Source organism: Bacillus sp. T33-2 (assembly GCF_002860205.1).
Taxonomy (GTDB): Bacteria; Bacillota; Bacilli; order Bacillales; family Cytobacillaceae; genus T33-2.
Genome location: NZ_PGVB01000026.1, coordinates 68,679 through 88,024 on the forward strand (window position 1 = coordinate 68,679; position 19,346 = coordinate 88,024).

18 protein-coding genes are annotated in these 19,346 nt (G+C 46.1%); 2 read left to right on the top strand and 16 right to left on the bottom strand.

The window, feature by feature from the left end; all coding sequences use genetic code 11:
- Positions 1–44: 44 nt before the first annotated feature.
- The 3 genes from spoIIID to CVD19_RS17510 form a co-directional block, all read right to left on the bottom strand.
- The gene (gene spoIIID, locus CVD19_RS17500) at positions 45–317 is read right to left on the bottom strand and encodes a sporulation transcriptional regulator SpoIIID (protein WP_101583897.1); all 273 of its coding nucleotides are present in this window, start codon (positions 315–317) and stop codon (positions 45–47) included.
- A 484-nt stretch (positions 318–801) separates the two neighbouring features.
- Entirely contained in the window at positions 802–2,805 is a 2,004-nt protein-coding gene (locus CVD19_RS17505) for a penicillin-binding transpeptidase domain-containing protein (protein WP_101583858.1), read from the bottom strand.
- Positions 2,806–2,927: 122 nt separating this feature from the next.
- Positions 2,928–3,911: a M23 family metallopeptidase gene (locus tag CVD19_RS17510; protein ID WP_101583899.1), complete on the bottom strand. Its 984-nt coding sequence runs from the start codon at positions 3,909–3,911 to the stop codon at positions 2,928–2,930.
- A gap of 130 nt (positions 3,912–4,041) precedes the next feature.
- On the opposite strand from CVD19_RS17510, the gene CVD19_RS17515 reads away from it, so the two are divergent.
- Together CVD19_RS17515 and CVD19_RS17520 are read left to right on the top strand one after the other, a co-directional pair.
- Positions 4,042–4,470: a VanZ family protein gene (locus CVD19_RS17515; RefSeq protein WP_101583860.1), complete on the top strand. Its 429-nt coding sequence runs from the start codon at positions 4,042–4,044 to the stop codon at positions 4,468–4,470.
- A gap of 295 nt (positions 4,471–4,765) precedes the next feature.
- Positions 4,766–5,803 (top strand): nuclease-related domain-containing protein, encoded by a 1,038-nt coding sequence (locus tag CVD19_RS17520; protein WP_180953685.1) that lies wholly within the window; start codon positions 4,766–4,768, stop codon positions 5,801–5,803.
- A gap of 71 nt (positions 5,804–5,874) precedes the next feature.
- Here the strand turns inward: CVD19_RS17520 and spoIID are convergent, their stop codons facing one another.
- The 13 genes from spoIID to CVD19_RS17585 all read right to left on the bottom strand — a co-directional run.
- Complete coding sequence (gene spoIID / locus CVD19_RS17525) at positions 5,875–6,897, bottom strand: stage II sporulation protein D (protein ID WP_101583866.1); 1,023 nt, start codon at positions 6,895–6,897, stop codon at positions 5,875–5,877.
- Positions 6,898–7,167: 270 nt separating this feature from the next.
- Positions 7,168–8,475 (bottom strand): UDP-N-acetylglucosamine 1-carboxyvinyltransferase, encoded by a 1,308-nt coding sequence (murA, locus tag CVD19_RS17530; protein ID WP_101583869.1) that lies wholly within the window; start codon positions 8,473–8,475, stop codon positions 7,168–7,170.
- A gap of 32 nt (positions 8,476–8,507) precedes the next feature.
- Positions 8,508–9,251 carry a YwmB family TATA-box binding protein gene (locus CVD19_RS17535; protein ID WP_101583871.1) on the bottom strand — a complete coding sequence of 248 codons (744 nt, stop codon included), beginning with the start codon at positions 9,249–9,251 and terminating at the stop codon, positions 8,508–8,510.
- Positions 9,252–9,473: 222 nt separating this feature from the next.
- Entirely contained in the window at positions 9,474–9,719 is a 246-nt protein-coding gene (locus CVD19_RS17540; RefSeq protein WP_101583873.1) for a DUF1146 family protein, read from the bottom strand.
- Between the two features lie 227 nt (positions 9,720–9,946).
- The gene (gene nuoN / locus CVD19_RS17545; protein WP_101583875.1) at positions 9,947–11,467 is read right to left on the bottom strand and encodes an NADH-quinone oxidoreductase subunit NuoN; all 1,521 of its coding nucleotides are present in this window, start codon (positions 11,465–11,467) and stop codon (positions 9,947–9,949) included.
- Positions 11,468–11,473: 6 nt separating this feature from the next.
- Positions 11,474–12,982, bottom strand: coding sequence for an NADH-quinone oxidoreductase subunit M (locus CVD19_RS17550; protein ID WP_101583877.1), 1,509 nt, complete (start codon positions 12,980–12,982; stop codon positions 11,474–11,476).
- Positions 12,982–14,847 carry an NADH-quinone oxidoreductase subunit L gene (nuoL, locus tag CVD19_RS17555; protein WP_101583880.1) on the bottom strand — a complete coding sequence of 622 codons (1,866 nt, stop codon included), beginning with the start codon at positions 14,845–14,847 and terminating at the stop codon, positions 12,982–12,984. The genes CVD19_RS17550 and nuoL overlap by 1 nt, the downstream gene beginning before the upstream one ends.
- Positions 14,848–15,056: 209 nt before the next feature.
- Entirely contained in the window at positions 15,057–15,371 is a 315-nt protein-coding gene (gene nuoK, locus CVD19_RS17560; protein ID WP_101583883.1) for an NADH-quinone oxidoreductase subunit NuoK, read from the bottom strand.
- A complete protein-coding gene (locus tag CVD19_RS17565; RefSeq protein WP_101583885.1) occupies positions 15,368–15,889 on the bottom strand; it encodes an NADH-quinone oxidoreductase subunit J in 522 nt (173 codons plus the stop codon). The genes nuoK and CVD19_RS17565 overlap by 4 nt, the downstream gene beginning before the upstream one ends.
- Positions 15,886–16,305, bottom strand: coding sequence for an NADH-quinone oxidoreductase subunit NuoI (gene nuoI / locus CVD19_RS17570; RefSeq protein ID WP_101583886.1), 420 nt, complete (start codon positions 16,303–16,305; stop codon positions 15,886–15,888). The genes CVD19_RS17565 and nuoI overlap by 4 nt, the downstream gene beginning before the upstream one ends.
- A 26-nt stretch (positions 16,306–16,331) precedes the next feature.
- The gene (gene nuoH, locus CVD19_RS17575) at positions 16,332–17,339 is read right to left on the bottom strand and encodes an NADH-quinone oxidoreductase subunit NuoH (RefSeq protein ID WP_101583901.1); all 1,008 of its coding nucleotides are present in this window, start codon (positions 17,337–17,339) and stop codon (positions 16,332–16,334) included.
- On the bottom strand, positions 17,339–18,439 hold the full coding sequence (locus CVD19_RS17580; RefSeq protein ID WP_101583890.1) for an NADH-quinone oxidoreductase subunit D: 1,101 nt from the start codon (positions 18,437–18,439) through the stop codon (positions 17,339–17,341). The genes nuoH and CVD19_RS17580 overlap by 1 nt, the downstream gene beginning before the upstream one ends.
- A gap of 3 nt (positions 18,440–18,442) precedes the next feature.
- Positions 18,443–19,346: NADH-quinone oxidoreductase subunit C (locus CVD19_RS17585; protein ID WP_101583903.1), on the bottom strand; the 904-nt coding region annotated here is incomplete at its 5' end.

A 19,346-nucleotide genomic window follows, 5' to 3' on the forward strand; every position in this document is an offset into this window, starting at 1 on the left:
AAAATGGCCCCATTGTGCAAGTACTTTAAACACTATGGACTATGTTATTGCACAGGCTCCTCTTCCCTTTCTTCTTTTCGGTATTTCAGTTTTGTGGCTTCTCCTCCACGTAAATGGCGGATTGATTTATGGTAATCTAATATTTCCTTTACTTCGTTGGCAAGCTCCGGGTTAATTTCAGGGAGCCTTTCTGTCAGATCTTTATGGACTGTACTTTTGGATACGCCAAACTCCTTCGCGATTACGCGAACTGTTTTTTTCGTCTCCACGATATACTTTCCAATCTTGATAGTTCTCTCTTTGATGTAATCGTGCACACCACTCGCCCTCCCTAAATTGGATGTGAGAAGTGTGAAATGAGACTCGCTTTGTATCGCCAAATCCTGTTTATCCGCATTGTGAGGCTTGACCTTCAACTCTTTCATCCATGCGGCAGAAGGCCAAGCCTTCTGGTCGTTACGAAGAATAATCATGTTCCCGGCTGAATTCCTGTTCCCTTAAACGATTCCTCACCTCAAACACTCTCTTTGTCAGGTTTGTAACAGTTTATTAGCTTGGTTGAGGATATATGCAAGAAAAACTCAATAGGGACAAGGTAACATCGTTTTTAATTTCTTTTTCCTGGTTTTTTTCTAATTTGTAGTGAGCATTGAAATGTTGCGTATGTTGTGGTTCGAAATTATTTCCTGAGAAATGTGTCGATTTTTGCATCATTTCTCACGCCGATATTTGAAAATAAAATAACTTATCCACACAAGAAAGAATAAAAGCCAGGGGGCATCCCTGGCCTTCAATAATCATTTATTGCAACCTTGCTGCAAAAACTTCCTTCACCCGGGAAACAGCCGCTTTTGAGCCGCCTTTTTCCTGGACATTCTCGATCATCATTGAAATCAGAAGCTCTGGTGACTGTGGATTATAGGCTACAAACCAGCCAAGCTCCTGGCCCTTTTCCCCCTGCTTAAGCTTAAGCTCAGCCGTGCCCGTCTTTCCTGCAAGCGGATAGCCATTGATTTGGGCTGAATAGGCGGTTCCGTTTGGATCGGTGACAACCTTTGTAAGCATACGGTTGATGCTGGCTTTGTTTTCCTCGCTGACCAGCCCTTCCTGAAGGATTTGGTTCTTGGTATCTTCATTTTGCAGTACCGGCTTGATCATGTTGCCTTTGTTAACAAATGGCGTATAAGCTGCGGCCAGATGCAGGACACTCATTTCTACCTGGCCCTGTCCGTAACCGGAGTCAGCCAACATTTTTTCATTGTCCATGCTGCCTGTTTTAGACGGTTCGACTGGATAGAGGTAATCCAGTTCTTTTTCAAAGCCGAATTTCTTCAGTCCGTCGATAAACGAATCTTTGCCAATATCGAGCGCTGCACGGGCAAAATAGATGTTATCAGAGTAAATCAGCGCTTTTTCTAAATCGATCTGGCCTTTTACATCCGTAACCCTTGTAATATGATAAGAGCCCCATGATGAATCTTTTTGCCACCGCTTGTCGTTGATTTCGTAGGCTGTATTCAGGTTGATTTTCCCGCTGGACAAGCCAATCGCTGCTGTAATCGGCTTGATGACCGAACCTGGGGCATAGTTGGCCTTGAAGCGATTCAGCAATGGTTGGAGCGGGTCGTCTTCAAGCGCTTGTAATTTTTGCGGGGATATGCCAAGAGCCATTGCGTTCGGATCAAAGCCCGGGCTGCTGACCAGGGCAAGTGTTTCCCCGGTTACCGGGTTAATGGCTGCGGATGCACCTGTTTCCCCTTTTAACTGATCATAAATTTGCTGTTGAAGGACCACATCAATGGTCAGCTGGATGTTTTGCCCGTGCTCGACCGGCTTTTCTGCCAAGAGTTTTTCGCTGCCGTCCTTTTTGAGGATCGAAATTTTAATTCCATTTTTCCCTTTTAGCTTCTCTTCCAGCACCTGTTCAAAGCCGCGTTTGCCAATCACATCATTAGCCGTATAGCCCTTGCCTTCCAATTTGGCAAGGTCATCGGCAGTGACTGGCCCGACATATCCTAGCAGGTGGGAAACTGATTCCCCATATGGATATTCGCGCGCCTCAGCCTTTTGATTTGTGACCCCATCCATTGCAAAAAGCTGTTCACGGAGCGCAATGTCGTTTTTGGAAATTTTCTTGAGTGGGACAAACAAGTCTGGCTTGACCCAATCAGCGTTTAGCGACTTATTGATTTCCTCGGGACTCATGTCAAGCAAGGCTGAAAGCTGTGAAATGGTTGCATCTTTCTGGGCTCCCAGCTGGCCTGGCACTACACCGATTTGAAGCGCAGATCCGTTGATGGCGAGTCCATTTCCATTTATGTCGGAAATCTCGCCGCGCTTTGCCGGAGTATTTTTAAAACTGATCCTGTCGCTGCTTTCGAGTTCTGGGAATATATAGGTTGTGTTCCAGTCAACATACCAGTTTTCCTTGTCGCCGCGTTTCTCTTTGACAAGTTTTGCAGTATGGTCGAAACTGATGGGTCCGGCCACACTTTGCATTTTTGCCCTGTAAGAGTAGCTGGCTTTATCCTCCGGTTTTTCTTCGTCCTCAGGTTTTTTGAAATCTACATCCAGCTTTTCAATCTCTAAATCTTTGTATATTTTAGAATAGCGATTCACGAAGTCTTCTTTTGATACAGATTCCTTTGCCTTGTTCGATAAAAATCCGTACATTTCTTCGAATTTCTGGTCGTTCCACAGCTTTATATATTGCGCGAAACGTTCCTCTGGGCTCGGCTCCTTGCTGCAGCCCACAATACCAGCCGCCAAAATAATAGTGAGAAATGTAAATATTAATTTTTTCATGTCAGGTCCCTCCCGTCTTGTATGATTTTACCATAGTTTTATTCATTACGAAGACTGAAGGGCTTTTTTTTAATGATTTGACAGCAAAAAACCCGCCTGCTGTGAGACGGGTTTCCTTATGATTAGGAATTGCTGCTTTTGGTAGAATCAGTTTCTTCAGTAGAATCCTTCGACTCGCTGGCATCCTTTTCGATATCTTGTTTGTCAGTGCCTGTACCTTCGTCATTGCCTGTATCAGTGCCTGAACCAGATCCTTGCTTGTCTGTACCTTTGTCAGTGCCAGTGCCTTCTTTATCGCCAGTTTCTTCCTTTTCTGAAGAGCTGCCTTCTTCTGGAGATGTGCCTTCTTCGGATTGTTCGCCTTTTTCAGCAGCATCTTCTTCTGAAGCTTTCTGGCTGTCATCCTCTAGCTTCGCATCTTGTAAAGCACTCAGCGGTTTATTAAAATAAGCAAGTGGGTTGACAGGAATATTGTCTTTCCGAATCTCAAAGTGTACATGGACACCTGCTTTTTCATTGATCAAGCTTTGTCCGGCTTTGCCAAGAACTTGTGCTTGTTCTACCTGGTCGCCAACTTTGACTTCGAAATCCTTAACGGATTGATACTGTGTTACAATACCTTTGTCGTGCTCGATTTCAATTACATTGCCAAGGAACGCATCTTCTTCTACTTTAGTAACGGTACCGCCCATTGCAGCAAGGACGTTGAATTCTTTACCGTCTTTTACGGCGATGTCGAGCCCTGTGCTTGGGTGGTAAGTGTTATTGTAGAAAACAAGAGCTGCTTCCTGTTTCTGTTTGTCACTGTCATTGTCGTAGAATTCCATTTTGATTTCTGCTGCATCCGGATCTGTGACCGGCATTACAAAGTTCTCCATGGCCCGGTTGACTTCGACGGCAGGCTCGTCATTGTATTTTTTGCCTGGAACGTCTGTTGCTTTATAATCCAGTTGGTCCGCTTTATCACCGCTGTTTTGGTACCAGAGAACTCCGGTTAAAATAAGTGCCGCACTGGCGATATAAACGGCTGGATATATCCAACGCTTTTTGAAATAACGCTTAAACCTTGAATCTTGAGAAGATCGTTTAGTTTCTTCCTCTCTCATTTTCATCACCTCAGCAACCAGTCTGAACAGATCAGAAACAATATATACATAGAGTAACAAAATTTTTTTCTGCTTATTTTTCGACAAACATATTTGTTTTATGCAAAAAACTTTTAAGTGAGGGGTTTTTATGAAATTTTTAAAATGGACAATAAGGGTTTTGCCTTTTTTATACATGGCTGCAATCTGGATTATGTCGAGTCTGCCGGATAACGCGGTGATTGAATTGCCGGACCGCGGCGTTGACCGGTTTCTAAAGGAGTCGCTGCATTTAGTGGAGTTTGCGATACTGTATCTGCTGCTCGTACTGGCCGCCTTGACGACAGGACGGTTCACCCGGGGGCTGAACTTTGCATTGATGGGTGTAGCGGCGATGTACGGGCTGCTGGATGAAGTGCATCAGTCATTTGTTCCATACCGGTCAGCGACGGTAATTGATTTTGTGAAAGATGTCTTTGGGATCCTGGTCGCCGCGCACTTCGTCAACTATGGGTACTTCGGCAAGCAGTTTCCACGGATTGGCCGGCTGCTCAGGAGAGTGGAGCAAGCTTTCCAGTGATGTGAGGGGCAGATTTCTACCGGGATAAATTTTGTTCTAGTACAAATCTGCCTTTTTTGTAAGAAAATTGAACCTACTGGGAATATAATTGAACTTACCGGGATTATATTTTACTTACCGGGAATAAAAATCCACGTACCGGGATTATCTCGTGAGTTACCGGGATAAAAGTGATTACATGCAAGGGAACCTTCATTTTTAGAAACAATATGTAGCATTCTTGAGCTATATGGCAGGAACTCAAACATAAATTGTCGAAGTTACACATATGAAAATACATGAAGGAGAGATGCATTTGATTGTAAAACAGCGTTCAATTCCTATTAAAATTTTCATGGAAGAAGCATTATTAAGCAGACTTCCAAAAACGCATCCAAAATGGCAGAATGTTTATAATGACAGAAGGAGAAGAATTAATGGTCTGAAGGGTGAAAACAGCTTAGATTATGAATTTAGTTTTCTTCCTGACAAGGGCCTTCTTATTTTCCACGGCTTGCGCCTCCCTCACAACGAATACTACTTTCAAATTGATACTCTCATTTTATCCACACGATTTGCATTCATCGTGGAAATAAAAAATTACTCGGGTACCCTCGTTTTTGATAAAGCATCCAACCAGATGACAAGAATAATGAATGAAAAAGAAGACGGCTTTGCCAATCCAATTTTGCAGGTTAAACGGCAGAAGAAGCAATTTAACAATTGGCTCGACGATCATAACCTGCCTTCAATTCCTACCGAATATCTTGTTGAGATCAGTAATCCGGCAACTATCATTAAGTCTGGTGATAAAGAAGTTTTCCTGAAAGTGTGCAAATCAGTAGAACTCGAGGACCGGTTTAACTCCATTTCCCGTTCATATGAAAAAGAAGTCCTTAATGAAAAGGGAATGAGAAAATTAAAAAAACTGATGCTTAAAGAGCATACTCCTCATATTCCGGACATCCTCGAGGTTTTTGGCATCCAGAAAAATGATTTAGTAACCGGTGTGCAGTGCCCATCCTGTTTAGCTTTTTCGATGAAGCGCCAATTAAAAAACTGGAATTGCCCCCGTTGCCTTTTCCACTCGAAAGATGCCCACATACAGGCAATCATGGACTATTTCCTGATTTTCGGATCAAACCTGACCAACCGCATGTTAAGGGAATTCCTCCATATTTCTTTAATAAAGACTGCCTCGAATATGCTGACTTCAATGAAATTTCCATATACAGGGAAGAAAAAAGGACGAGTATATCACCCGCCCCCTGACTTTGACTCCCTGCTTGACAGCAGGGTGAATCCGGCGATAACGAAAAACAACCGGGGCATTAACACCTCGGCTGGAACATAATACTTAATGTTTACAAAATTCCCCAAACTTGTGTTGTCCGTTTTCCAGATCCGTCGAACCATTCAGAAACATTATTTCTGTGCAGTAACCTTTGTGAGCAGGCTGTCTGCCTGGGAGATTTCTACTCCACTATAGTAATGTTTGACGATCTCCTGGTAGGTTTTTCCTTCAGTGGCCATTCCGTTCGCTCCATACTGGCTCAAGCCTACTCCGTGCCCGAATCCTTTTGTGGTGATCACGATATTGTCCCCTTTTAATGACCAGGTGAAGTCGCTCGATTTTAGGCTCAGTTTTTCCCTGATTTCTTTTCCGGTCAATACCTTGCCGTTTATTTCAACTTTGCCAACCCTTTTACCGGCTGTGCGGGATACCACTTTGCCAATATTGGACAGGTCGGTAAGTTTGACTCCGAGCTTTGATTCAAACTCCTTTATAGATACAATTTTTTGGTCATTAAATTTGGGTGATTTTAAATCCCACGGGCTTTCAACACTTCGCAGGTATGGAAACGAATTCGGCCAGTATTCCTCTGAGTTTTCAGTGAACCCGTTGCTCGTCGAGAAGAAGGTCGCGGTGATCGGCGCTCCTTCAAAGGTTAGGATTTGTCCGTCTGTGGCAGCTACTGCTTCAGAAATCTTTTCGATTTTCCACTTATAGTTCGCTCCCCAAATCTTTTTCAGCTCGTCTGTGCTTTTATACACCTGAAAAGCTTCTGTATCCGTTACTTGCGCGCCCTCAGGCAGTTTGGCTTTCTCCTTGCCGAGCATTTGCTGGACAAAATACGTCCTCGCCGCCAATGCCTGTGCCTTTAAGGCCTCTGTTTCAAATTCTGCAGGCATTTCTGCCGCGACCACACCAATTAAATATTCATTAAGCTGAAGCTTTTCCAGTTTTGATTTTGCCATCCTGTACACTGCTACCTCTACAGCGGCATCTGCAGAAGATTTTGCTGTTGGCTGTTCCGCGGGTTTTAGGTCTTCACCCAGTTTTCCGGACGCCTCTTCAGTAAATGGGAGTACAAGAATGGTTGGTACCAGGAGGGTGAGTGCCACAAGAAGTACCACTGCTACGACGAAAGGTTTGATTTTTAACATGTAAAAAGCCTCCATATGATAGATTTAAACGGGTTAACCCGCCTCAATCCAATCATATGGAGGAGGACAAGCATTTATGACTGCGCATTTCCAAATGCCCTGAAATCATTTTTTATGCCAAACCCAAATCTTCTAAATGATCCCAATATCAAAACTTGTCGAATAACAGACCGCATGCTTTGCTACTGTCGACAGCCTTAAAAAATAATAAAAACCGCAGAATCATACGGTCCACTACAGGACAGTATAATTCTACGGTTTTTAGCCGAATTATGCGTTCAAATCGCTAACGATTGTTTCTACGACGGTAATTTCCTCTTCTTCCTTCACGCGCTCGATGTCTGCTCCAAGTAACGCAAGCTTCTCATGGAAGTTCACATAACCACGGTCGAGATGCTTTAGCTCGGTTACGCGTGTTACTCCGTCAGCCACCAATCCTGTCAGGATTAACGCAGCTGCGGCACGCAGGTCGGTTGCAGCAACTTCAGCTCCCTGCAGGTTGGAAGGACCGTTCATGATGACAGACCTGCCGTCGATTTTGATTTCTGCGTTCATGCGCCGGAATTCTTCCACATGCATAAACCGGTTTTCGAACACAGTTTCAGTAATCATGCTGGTACCCTGGGCACGCAGAAGCAATGCCATCATTTGAGATTGCATATCTGTCGGGAATCCTGGATGCGGCATCGTCTTGATATCGACTGCTTTCAGCTTTTCAGGGCCGGTCACGCGAACGCCGTCTTCTTCTTCCTTAATGATGACACCCATTTCTCCCATTTTTGCAATTAGCGAAGTTAAATGCTCAGGAACTGCACCACGTACAAGGACATCTCCACCTGTTATCGCGGCTGCGACCATGAATGTCCCAGCTTCAATCCGGTCAGGAATGATATTGTGATCCGCTCCGTAAAGGCGGTCTACACCATCGATGCGGATTGTTCCTGTGCCTGCGCCCCTGACTTTTGCTCCCATTTTGTTAAGGAAGTTTGCGAGGTCGACAATTTCAGGTTCCTTGGCCACGTTTTCGATTACGGTTGTACCTTTTGCAAGCACAGCTGCCATCATGATGTTCTCAGTTGCACCCACACTTGGGAAATCTAAATAAATTTTGGCCCCGCGCAATCCGCCCATCGCTTCGGCTTCGATGAAACCGTTGCCTACTTTTACACTGGCGCCCATTGCTTCAAACCCTTTTAAATGTTGGTCAATCGGACGGGAACCGATTGCACAGCCTCCAGGCAACGCGACACGGGCGCGGCCGTTTCTTGCGAGTAATGATCCCATTACGAGTACTGAAGCGCGCATCTTACGCACATATTCAAAAGGCGCTTCAATTTTCAACTCTCCTGATGCATCTACAACAATCGTGTTATTTACAAACTCCACATTGGCGTTTAAAGAGCGTAAAACTTCATTGATGGTGTACACATCGGAGAGAGTTGGCACATCATGAATTACGCTTTTCCCATCACTTGCTAATAATGTTGCAGCGATGACAGGCAACACGGCATTTTTTGCTCCTTCAACCTTAACCGTACCACTCAGCCTTTGTCCGCCGCGGACGATGATTTTTTCCAAATGTATTCCCCTCCGCGTCCAATTTCTATATATTAATATTCAATCGTTATGATAGGTGTGCCAACTACGATGGTAGTCTTAGCGCCCAATCGTTCATTTGTCCTTAATCCAAGCTGCAAGTTCATTTTTTGTCCATTGGCTAACGATGCTGCAATACGCGGCGAAAATGCCGACACGGAAATAAATGAGTCTTCTTTTAAAGCTTCTATTTCCTTGGCGTTGAAATCATTTAATAATTTTTTAACATAAAAAGGTAAAGCCTTTTCCATCTTATCACTGAATTCGCCTTTTATACAAGAATAAATTGTTGTATTTTCTCGAAAAATGTCAAATAATCTGCCTGATAACACGTTATTTATAAATGCATCTGAATCACTATTCCAGGATTGACCTCTGACTTCATACATTAGATATGCATGGAGCTGATCATTTGTGCCGGCAGTCATGATCGTAACCGTTTCCTGGTGACCTGCTTTAGCAGATTTCGCCGTCGCTGTAAGATGTTCTGTATGGTCTGAAAGAGTCCAATTCCAACTAGGGAATTCGCCTTTCAGCTCTTTTATCAAGTCCATGATGTCCTGGCGGGTTTTGACTGTTTCCAAATTTTCTCTTGCATGCAAAGACCATTCATTGATGATAATATTTTCGTCCTGTAAAACTGAGGCCAATATGGGTAAATCATGTTCCGCATCAGCTACAGTCGTTTTATTCCCAGCCTGAAGCACTATAAAACCAATTATGCCAAAAATTGATAAAATGTACGTAATTTTCTTCATCTATGACTCCTCCCCTTATTACCATTGTTTCCAGGGATACGAAGAGCATACTATGGAAAACTCGTCACTTTTTGACAATATGTATTGCTACGCAACTGATCCGGGTGTTCATTTTTTATCGTGCGTTCAATTAATCACAAATCGAAAAATAGCAACAAAGAGAATTGTACTCAAAAACGGCGGATTTGAAAACATGTACGAAGACCTAAATTTTTACCAATTCTATTTAATTACCTGGAGGATTAGCGGGAGTTGCTGGGACCATAGAAGATAATCCAGAAAGAAATTACTGGCGATAGAACCTAATGCGATCGATAATAATATATACAGGACTCTTGCCTGCAGCACACGATTTGCCCTTAGAAAACGGTCGAAATTCAATGCTTGCAATGCCCACCACGCCAACGCTATGAAAACCAGATGGCACACAATACTGACCAATGCCTGGGAACCAAAATCAGAAATCATCCGACCCCTCTCCTTTCTATCAACTCCTATTGTACCAAACTTCACAAATGCCTTCCCGTATATTTGACGTGTAAACCGGGATGAAGTTTCACCTTTTTTCCGTTACACGTATATTTTTCTATTAAATGATAAATAAAAAGCAAGGGCTGGCCTTGAAATCAAAGCCAGCCTTTTGCCCTCATATTAAAATAACCCCTTTGCTTATAGCCCCCAAACCTTGAATTGCCCTATCTTAAAAAGTCCATGAACTGATCGAAATTTTCATGGAGAAAATCAAATGCCAGGTTTGGCATGATTCCAAACAAGACTGTGGCTGCCGTACAAATGATGATGACCGTTCCGATTCCAGGCGGAACTCCGATTTTCGAATCATCAGCCGCCGGCCGGAAGAACATTTGCACCATGATGCCAAAATAGTAGAAATAAGAAATCACTGTCCCGGCAATCATCAGCGAAGCAAGTACATAATGGGCCGGGCTTGTCATCAGGGCACCCATAAAGATATTCAGTTTCCCGATAAAACCGGCGGTGCCCGGAATCCCGGCAAGCGACAGGATCAAGATTCCCATAGCAACTGCAAGCACCGGGGCCCTTCGGTAGAGTCCAGCGAATTGGCTGATATCCTCTGTTTCTGACTTCATCGTGATCAACTGGATCACCGCGAATGCACCAAGGTTCATAAACAAGTATGCTGCAAGGTAAAACCATATTGCATCAAACATGACGTATGACATTGTCGCAATTGCGACCAGGATATAGCCGGCATGGGCAATGCTCGAATATGCGAAAAGGCGTTTAATATTGCGCTGCCTTAAGGCGATCAAGTTTCCGATCATAAGTGTCGCGCCTGCAAGGAAGGCAATGTAATCCTGGACTGCAAACAGGAGCGGAATCGATTCTGGTGAAGCCCCGTCAGTCGGCACGCTTGCAAAGACCGCAAGCAGGATGCGTATGACAATGACAAACCCGGCTGTTTTAGAAACAACACTCAGGAAAGCAGTGACTGGTGTCGGCGCCCCCTGATATACATCAGGCGCCCACATATGAAAAGGTGCTGAAGCCAGCTTGAACGACAGCCCGACAAAGATGATGAAAAAGGCCAGCCCCAGGATATAAACATGCTGCGGATTATCGACTGTCTGAAGGACAGCCGATATTTCCTTTAGATTGGTCGACCCGGTCAGTCCATAGACATAGCTCATGCCGAACAGGGTTATCGCGGTCGATATCCCGCCATTGATGACATATTTCATCGCAGATTCATTTGACTGCAAGTTTTTCTTCCGCATCCCTGCCAATATGTAAGACGAAATGGATAGTAGTTCAAGGCCGACGAATAATGTGATCAAGTCTCCGCTGGATGACATCATCATTCCACCAAGGAGGGCGGCGAGGAAGAGGTAGAAGAACTCACCTCTGGTTTCCTTGATTCCTTCTTTTGGCTCGTAATCAATCGCGAGCAGCATCACAAGCGCCGCACCAACCAGCAGTAACAGCTTAAACGCTTTTGCAAATGAATCGAGACGGAATGTGTCGTACAGAATGGATGCGGTGTCATGCCCGTTCAAGCTGACGACAGAAACGATCGAGGCAACAATGCCGGCGAACCCAATCCATCCGAGAATCTTGCGGTCGATTTGTTTAGGCATGAACAGGTCTATAAGGGAAAGCGCCGTTGCGACACCCAGAATGATGAATTCAGGCGCCATGATCCCCCACTCAAAACTTAGTAATTGGTCAAGATCCATCCTTCATCACCCTCCAGTCCCATGCATGATTGTGTCCAAAGTTGTTTGCAGCGGCCCACTCAATATTGCCGGGTAGACGCCAATCAACACGATTAAACCGACGAGCACCAAAACCGGAGCCCACTCATAGGAACGTATATCGGTTATGCCGATAAACTCCCGGTCTGCCCGGCCGTACGTGATGGCAAGCACCGCACGCAACAGGTACACTGCGGTCATGATGATGCCAAGCGCCCCAATTGCGGCAAGTACCGGCATCTCTTTGAACAGGCCGAGAAATGCCATAAATTCACTGACAAACCCGGACATGCCCGGCAATCCCAAAGAAGCCATTGCAGCAGCAAGCAAGAATCCGGCTGTAAGCGGCATTCCTTTAGCCAGTCCGCCAAGATTGGCAATATGGGATGTATGCACTCTCTCATATAACACACCAACAAGGAAGAACAGCAGCGCCGAAATCAAACCGTGCGACACGACCTGGAATATCGCTCCTTGAATTCCCGGTTCGTTATTGGCCCCGAGGCCGATTAAGACAATCCCCATGTGGGAAATAGACGAATATGCAAGCACCATTTTGAAATCCGTCTGGATAAAAGCAAGGAATGCCCCGTAAAGCAGGTTGACCACACCAAGAACGGCGAGCAAAACAGCAAGTTCCTTGAATTGTTCAGGGAAGATTCCCCTCCCGAACCGGATCAAACCGAATGCACCTATTTTCAGCAGGATTCCTGAGTGCAGCATGACAATTGAAGGCGGCGCTTCAACGTGGACGCGGAGCATCCAGCTGTGCAGCGGGAAGATTGGCAGCTTGACCCCAAATGCCACGAGAAGGGCAATCAAAAGTCCCATCTTTAACGGGTCAGTCAATGGCGCCTGTTTCGTATTCATTAAATATGTCAATGCTTCAATATTGGATGTTCCTGTACGGGAAAACAGCACCATGATCACAATCAGGAGCACGGCAGAACCAAGACCGTTATAAATCAGGAAACTGTATGCCGCTTTTTCTTTCTCGAAATTGCCCCATTTTCCAATCAGGAAAAACATTGGGATCAAGGTCATTTCGAAGAAAATAAAGAACAGGATCAGGTTCTGGGCGGTAAATACGCCAAGCATCCCGATTTCAAGAAGCAGGAACAGCATATAATAGCCTTTCCATTCTTTTTTAATATGGAAAGAAGCAATCGCAGCGAGTGTCGACAGAATGGCAGTCAAGATCACCATGATCAGGGCAAACCCGTCAATGCCAAGCTCGTAAAAGACAGAGAACACATTCTCACCGACTACGTTGGGGTCGGCAAATTGTATCCAGCTGACCCGTTCCGCGAATTCGGCCAAGTCGGTCCCCGACCGGTGTTTAAAATAAGCCATAAGTGACAGGAACAGTGCCGGAAGTGTCGCAAGCAAGCCCAGCCACTTGATACCCTGTTCGTTCTTTTTTGGCAGAAACGCAAGAACAATAATGCCCAGTAAAGGGGAGAATACGAGCAGTGAAAGAAAATAACTGATAGTCATTATAAGTACCCCCCTGTAAACGCAAAGATGACCATCAGCACAGCAAGCCCGACAAAGGCGATCGTTCCGTACGTTTGTACCTGTCCGCTCTGGAGCTTCGACCCTGCCTTGCCAAGCGCCTGGACAAACCCGGTAATAACCTTGATGATTCCTTCAACAAAGAACACCTCGATGAAGCGCAGGAACAGGCTGACAGCCCTGGCACCATATACGAACGTCATTTGGTAAAATTCATCAATATAGTATTTGTTATATAAAACGTTATAGGCAAGCGGTACCTTCCCGGAAATCCAGCTGCGGGACAGCGAACGTTTTCCATACATCAGCCATGCCAGGAAGATTCCAAGCAGGGAGACTGCTGTCGCGACAACCATAATCCACACCGGGCCTTCCGTATGCCCGTGTCCAAGTGCTTCATTACCTTCGACGAGCCAGTCGCCAAGGAACGTGCCAAACCAGGGTGTATTCACGTAACCGGCGACAATTGCCAAAATTCCGAGGAGGATCATCGGCGCCGTCATAACAGCAGGTGATTCGTGAACGTCTTTCATTTTGCTCCTGGCCTCTCCGGCAAAAACCATGAAAAACAGCCTGAACATGTAAAACGCCGTGAAAAATGCAGCGATGACAGCGAGCAGGAATAGAACGGTATTTCCATGTGACCAGGCCGAAATCAAAATTTCGTCCTTACTGAAGAACCCTGAAAATAACGGCACCCCGCTGATTGCGAGCGTTCCAACCAGGAACAGCGGTCCGGTGAGCCGCAACTTTTTCCATAAACCGCCCATTTTCTCAATATCCTGAGTATGAACAGCATGAATGACACTACCTGCCGCAAGGAATAACAATGCTTTGAAAAATGCGTGTGTCATCAGGTGGAAAACACCGGCAACATAGCCAGCCGACCCAAGGGCCAGCATCATGTAGCCAAGCTGGCTGACCGTTGAATAAGCGAGAACCCTTTTAATGTCGGTTTGGACCAGGCCGATGCTCGCGGCAAAAATAGCTGTGAAGGCACCTATAATCGCCACTGTCATCAGAGCCGTTTCACTTGCAGTGAACAGCGGGAACAGCGCAGCGACCAGGTAAACCCCTGCAGCGACCATCGTTGCGGCATGGATTAAAGCCGAAACCGGAGTCGGTCCTTCCATTGCGTCAGGAAGCCATGTATGAAGCGGGAACTGGCCTGATTTACCAACTGCACCGATGAAAATTAATATGGCGGTCAAAGTAATCATTGTTGCTGACACGGCTCCCTCTTCTACCGCAGCAAATATCTCGTCATATTCAAAACTGCCAGTTTGCCAGAATAAGAGAATCATGCCGATCAATAGCCCGACATCGCCAATCCTCGTCATGATAAATGCTTTTTTCGCAGCCTGCTTGGCGCTTTCTTTGTAAAAATAAAACCCGATCAGCAGGAAGGAACCAAGACCGACAAGCTCCCAAAAAATATAGGTCTGCAGCAGGTTTGGCGAAAGGACAAGGCCAAGCATGGCAAATGTAAACAAACCAAGGTATGCATAGAAAACTGGAATCCGCTCATCACCGTGCATGTATCCTTTTGAGTAGGTATGTACGAGAAAACTGACTAGCGAAACAATGACCAGCATCAATGCATTTAACTGATTTACTTCAAAACCCGCTGTTAGCTGTAAATCCCCGATCGTGAGCCAGGTACCTTCTGCTTTATAGGTGGGCTCAACGAAACGCTCGAAAAGGACGATTACTGAAAATACAAATGAGATCAATGACAGTAATATCCCCAAATATGCACTTCGTTCTTTCAGCTGTTTGCCGAACAGAAGCAGGATTATAAAAGATAAAAGCGGGAAAAGCGGAATGAGCCAAGCATTCTCCATCAATATCACAATCCCCTTTTTTGGCTAACAGGAAAGTATAAATTTTTGCAAATTTATACTTTCCCGTCGCGCATAAGTGCAACTACGCCTCTGTCTTCGCCCTTAGGGGCTCCGCCAATCGGCGAGTTTTCTATAAACGCACCTGTCTTTGTTTCTTCAGGGCGCGTCAGATTGAGGCCCGCGAGCCGCGGGTCATGCAGGAAATCTATTTTTTAGTGCTTCAACTGGTCCATATCATCAATATTGACAGTTTTGCGGTTGCGGTACAGGGCAATCAATATTGCCAGGCCGACTGCCGCTTCCGCAGCCGCTACGGTCATTCCGAACAGGGCAAAAACCTGTCCGGTGATGGACGGGGCCAAACCATATTTACTGAAGGTTACAAGGTTTATATTGACGGCGTTGAGCATCAATTCTATCGAAATAAGGACAATGACAGTGTTTCTCTTTGTCAGGGCTCCGTACAAGCCAATGCAAAACAAAATAAGCGCAAGGGCCAGGTAGGCTGAAACTGGAACAGGACTCATTCCTTATCCGCCTCCTTCTCATCATCTTTCTTGGCAAGTACAATGGCACCGACCAGGGCGACGAGCAATACAACCGAGGTCAATTCAAACGGGATCACAAATTTGGAGTACAAGGCAACCCCGATCTGCTCTGTATTGTTTTCGTGAAGACTGCTTGGAGCTGCGGCAAAATCGAGATTGTAAATGCCGATATAAACAGCTGCTCCAAAGCCCAGCACGCCAAGGAACAATAGCAGCTTCCGCCATCCCCCGGTTCCAGATTCACTTTCATCGTCATGCTTGGTAAGCATGATCCCGAACAGCATGATGATTGTTATTGCGCCAGAATAAATCAATATTTGGACTGCTGCCAGAAATTCTGCGGACAGCAACACATAAATACCTGCAATGCTGACGAATGTAAATACGAGCGCAACGACCATATGGACGACTTTCGTAAGGAACAACAGGAGCACGCCGCCGATTACCGCCACCAATGCAAGTGACATAAACGCAAAAAATTCACCTGATAACGTCATGCCTTATTCACCTTCCGCACATTTTCATCGTTCTCGTCCAACCATTCAAGGTTTTTGAACAGCTCGTCACGGCTATATTCGGCGAGTTCAAAATTATTGGTCATGACAATCGCTTCGGTCGGGCAAACCTCGGTGCATAAATCACAGAGAATACAAATTTCAAAATTGATGTCGTACGTATCGATGATCTTTCCCTTTTTCGCAGGATCAGGGTGTTTTTTTCCGGTCAACTGGATGCAGTCTGTCGGGCAGATATTGGCGCACTGGTTGCAGACGATGCATTTTTCCGGATAAAACTTTTGGATTCCGCGGAACCGGTCCGGAAGCGGAAGCGGTTCGTTAGGGTAGTCGTAAGTCACCTTTTGGCGGGTCAGGTTTTTAAGGGTATATGATAATCCTTTAGCCAAGCCTAGCACGTTTTTTCACCCCTATTAATTAGTGATTAAAACAGGTTGATCAATTCTTTTATCATGGCTGTCAGGAATATATTAGCCAGCGCTACCGGCAGCAGGACCTTCCAGCCAAACTCCATCAGCTGGTCGGCCCGGAGACGGGGGAACGCCACCCGGATCCAGATGAGGATGAAGATAACCAGGCTGAATTTCAATGCGAACCATACCGCTCCAGGTATAAAGCCCAAAAACGGAAGCGGGAGCCAGCCACCCAGGAACAGGACAGTAGTCAACGCTGCCATTGCGAACATATATACATATTCCGCAAGCATAAAGAATGCCCAGCGGAAGCCGGAGTATTCGACGTGGTAACCTGCTACCAGTTCAGATTCGGCTTCAGGCAGGTCGAAAGGTGTCCGGTTCAGCTCTGCGACAGACGCGATTAAAAAGACGATAAACGCAATTGGCTGCCAAATGATGAACCAGCCGTTTTTCTGTGCGTCGACAATTTCATTCAGGTTTAAGCTGCCGGACAGGAGAATGACTCCCAATACGGACATGACGAGCGGAATTTCATAGGATATCATCTGGGCGGCAGCCCGCATTCCCCCAAGAAGGGCATACTTATTGTTGGAAGCCCATGACCCGGTCACGACGCCGAGGGTGGTGAGGCCGGAAATGGCAATATAATAAAGCAGGCCCACACCAATGTCGGCAAACTGGAATTTGTCAGTGAATGGAATCGTTGCAAGTACCATGAAGGCAGGTGCAAACGCGATGACCGGCGCAATGATGAACAATGGCCTGTCAGCCAGCTTTGGAATGGTGTCTTCTTTTATAAGGAGCTTCAAAACGTCTGCGACTGTCTGGAGCAATCCCCAGCGGCCGCCTACCTGGTTCGGTCCGTGGCGCAGCTGCATGAAACCCATTACCTTCCGCTCAGCCAGGATCGCAAAGGTTACGAAGCCTAAAACGACCAGCAAGAAAACAGTTCCAAGCAGAAAGAAAATGCCAAAGTTGGCCAAGCCGGGGCTTGATGTAAGCATGTCATTGACCATCATCCGTCGACCTCCCCTAGCACGATGTCAATCGCACCTAAAATAGCGATCATGTTCGCCATGTTTTCACCTTTTAACAGTTTAGGGAGGATCTGCAGATTGTAGAATGACGGTCTTCTAAACTTCAGCCGGTACGGCTCTTTTTTACCGTCACTGGCGATGTAGCATCCGATTTCCCCCCGTGGGGATTCAATCCTGACGAAGGCCTCGCCCTTGGGAGCTTTGATGATTTTAGGAACCTTGGCCATGATTTCCCCGTCTTTAGGGAACTGTTCAACAGCCTGTTCCAGTATTCTTAGCGATTCTTCAATTTCAGCAAGCCTGCATTCATAGCGGGCCCAGGCATCCCCGCCTTCCCTGACAGGGACGTCAAAGTCAAAACGGTCGTAAATGGAATACGGCTCATCTTTGCGAAGATCCCATTTGACACCGGTGCATCTCAGGTTAGGGCCGCTCAGGGAGTAATTAATCGCGTCTTCCTTCGTGTATCTTCCCACACCTTTTACACGGGTCATGAAAATCTCATTTCCGGTAACAAGCTGGTGATACCCTTTCAGCTGCTCACGCATGTATGGAACAAACTCGGCAACTTTTTCAATCCAGCCTTCCGGAGCATCCCATTTTACGCCCCCAACCCTCATATAATTGAAGGTGAGGCGGGCCCCTGATAATTCATTCAGCAGGTTAATGATCATTTCGCGCTCACGGAATGCATAAAGGAATGGGCTGACCGCACCAATATCAAGTAAATATGTACCCCACCAGACAAGGTGGCTGGCGACACGGTTCAGCTCCATCGCAATCACGCGCAGGAATTCCGCGCGTTCCGGAACCTTGATGCCCATCATCGTTTCTACCGCATGGCAGATCACATAGTTATTGGTCATTGATGATATATAATCCATCCGGTCTGTGTAAGGTATGATTTGTGTGTACTGAAGATTTTCTGCCAGTTTTTCTGTTCCCCGGTGCAAATAGCCAATTACCGGTGTGGCTTCTTTAATGATTTCACCATCAATTTTTATTACCAGCCGGAAAACACCGTGTGTGCTTGGATGCTGAGGGCCCACGTTCAAGGTCATTTCTTCTGTCCGAATCACTGGTTACACCTCCACATCGTACGGTTCATAGTCTTTTCTCATTGGGTGCCCTACCCATTCCTCACCGAGCAGGATGCGGTGGAGATTAGGATGGCCGGTAAACTGGATTCCGAGTAGATCGTATGCTTCACATTCAGGCCAGTTGGCTCCTTGCCAGAGTGGCTGGAGCGAGTCTGCCACCGGCTGCTCGCGGTCGATTTTAGTCTTCAGGGCAACCGGCTGGCGGTTCTTGTATGAGTATAAGTGAACATACAGTTCCATATGAGTCTCAAAATCAGTGCCATGCAGCTCCGATAAGTACTCAAAGCTTAAGCGCTCATTATACTTCAGGAATTCGGCTACTTTGTAATAGGCATCTTTTCTCACTACAAGGGTCGGTACGTCTTTTGAAAGATTATTAATATAGAAATCTTCCAATACCTCTTCACCTAAGTGGTCCGTTATAACCTTCACATATTTATCAAGTAAAGGCTGATTGATGGAAGGCTGCTCCGCTCCGGTTGTACCACCGGCCTGTTTTCCTCCGGCTTTCGCTGCTGCAGCTGCCTTCGCTTTTGCGGCTGCAGCTGCTTTAGCCTTGGCTGCAGCAATTGCTTTTGCTTTTTCATCATTTCCGGCACCACCTGCTGAATCTTCAGCTCCAAGTGCTGCTGCCTTTGCTTTTGCAGCTGCGGCTGCTTTTGCTTTCGCCGCTGCGGCTGCTTTTTTCTTTGCCAGGTCACCATCGTCTGCTGGGCGGCCGCCTCCTTCAGCCTGCTCGTTCGCTTTCATTTTTGCAAGTGCTGCTGCCTTTGCTTTCGCGGCTGCGGCTGCTTTTTTCTTTGCCAGGTCAGCATCGTCACTGCCTGGTGGCGTGGTTCCTTCAGCCTGCTCGTTCGCCTTCATTTTTGCGAGTGCTACTGCTTTT

Excerpts from the sequence above, each read along its gene's own strand:
- CVD19_RS17505 (WP_101583858.1), bottom strand. The coding sequence starts at position 2,805 with ATGAAAAAATTAATATTTACATTTCTCACTATTATTTTGGCGGCTGGT.
- CVD19_RS17510 (WP_101583899.1), bottom strand. The coding sequence starts at position 3,911 with ATGAGAGAGGAAGAAACTAAACGATCTTCTCAAGATTCAAGGTTTAAG.
- CVD19_RS17515 (WP_101583860.1), top strand. The coding sequence starts at position 4,042 with ATGAAATTTTTAAAATGGACAATAAGGGTTTTGCCTTTTTTATACATG.
- spoIID (WP_101583866.1), bottom strand. The coding sequence starts at position 6,897 with ATGTTAAAAATCAAACCTTTCGTCGTAGCAGTGGTACTTCTTGTGGCA.
- CVD19_RS17535 (WP_101583871.1), bottom strand. The coding sequence starts at position 9,251 with ATGAAGAAAATTACGTACATTTTATCAATTTTTGGCATAATTGGTTTT.
- CVD19_RS17540 (WP_101583873.1), bottom strand. The coding sequence starts at position 9,719 with ATGATTTCTGATTTTGGTTCCCAGGCATTGGTCAGTATTGTGTGCCAT.
- nuoN (WP_101583875.1), bottom strand. The coding sequence starts at position 11,467 with ATGGATCTTGACCAATTACTAAGTTTTGAGTGGGGGATCATGGCGCCT.
- CVD19_RS17550 (WP_101583877.1), bottom strand. The coding sequence starts at position 12,982 with ATGACTATCAGTTATTTTCTTTCACTGCTCGTATTCTCCCCTTTACTG.
- nuoK (WP_101583883.1), bottom strand. The coding sequence starts at position 15,371 with ATGAGTCCTGTTCCAGTTTCAGCCTACCTGGCCCTTGCGCTTATTTTG.
- CVD19_RS17565 (WP_101583885.1), bottom strand. The coding sequence starts at position 15,889 with ATGACGTTATCAGGTGAATTTTTTGCGTTTATGTCACTTGCATTGGTG.
- nuoH (WP_101583901.1), bottom strand. The coding sequence starts at position 17,339 with ATGGTCAATGACATGCTTACATCAAGCCCCGGCTTGGCCAACTTTGGC.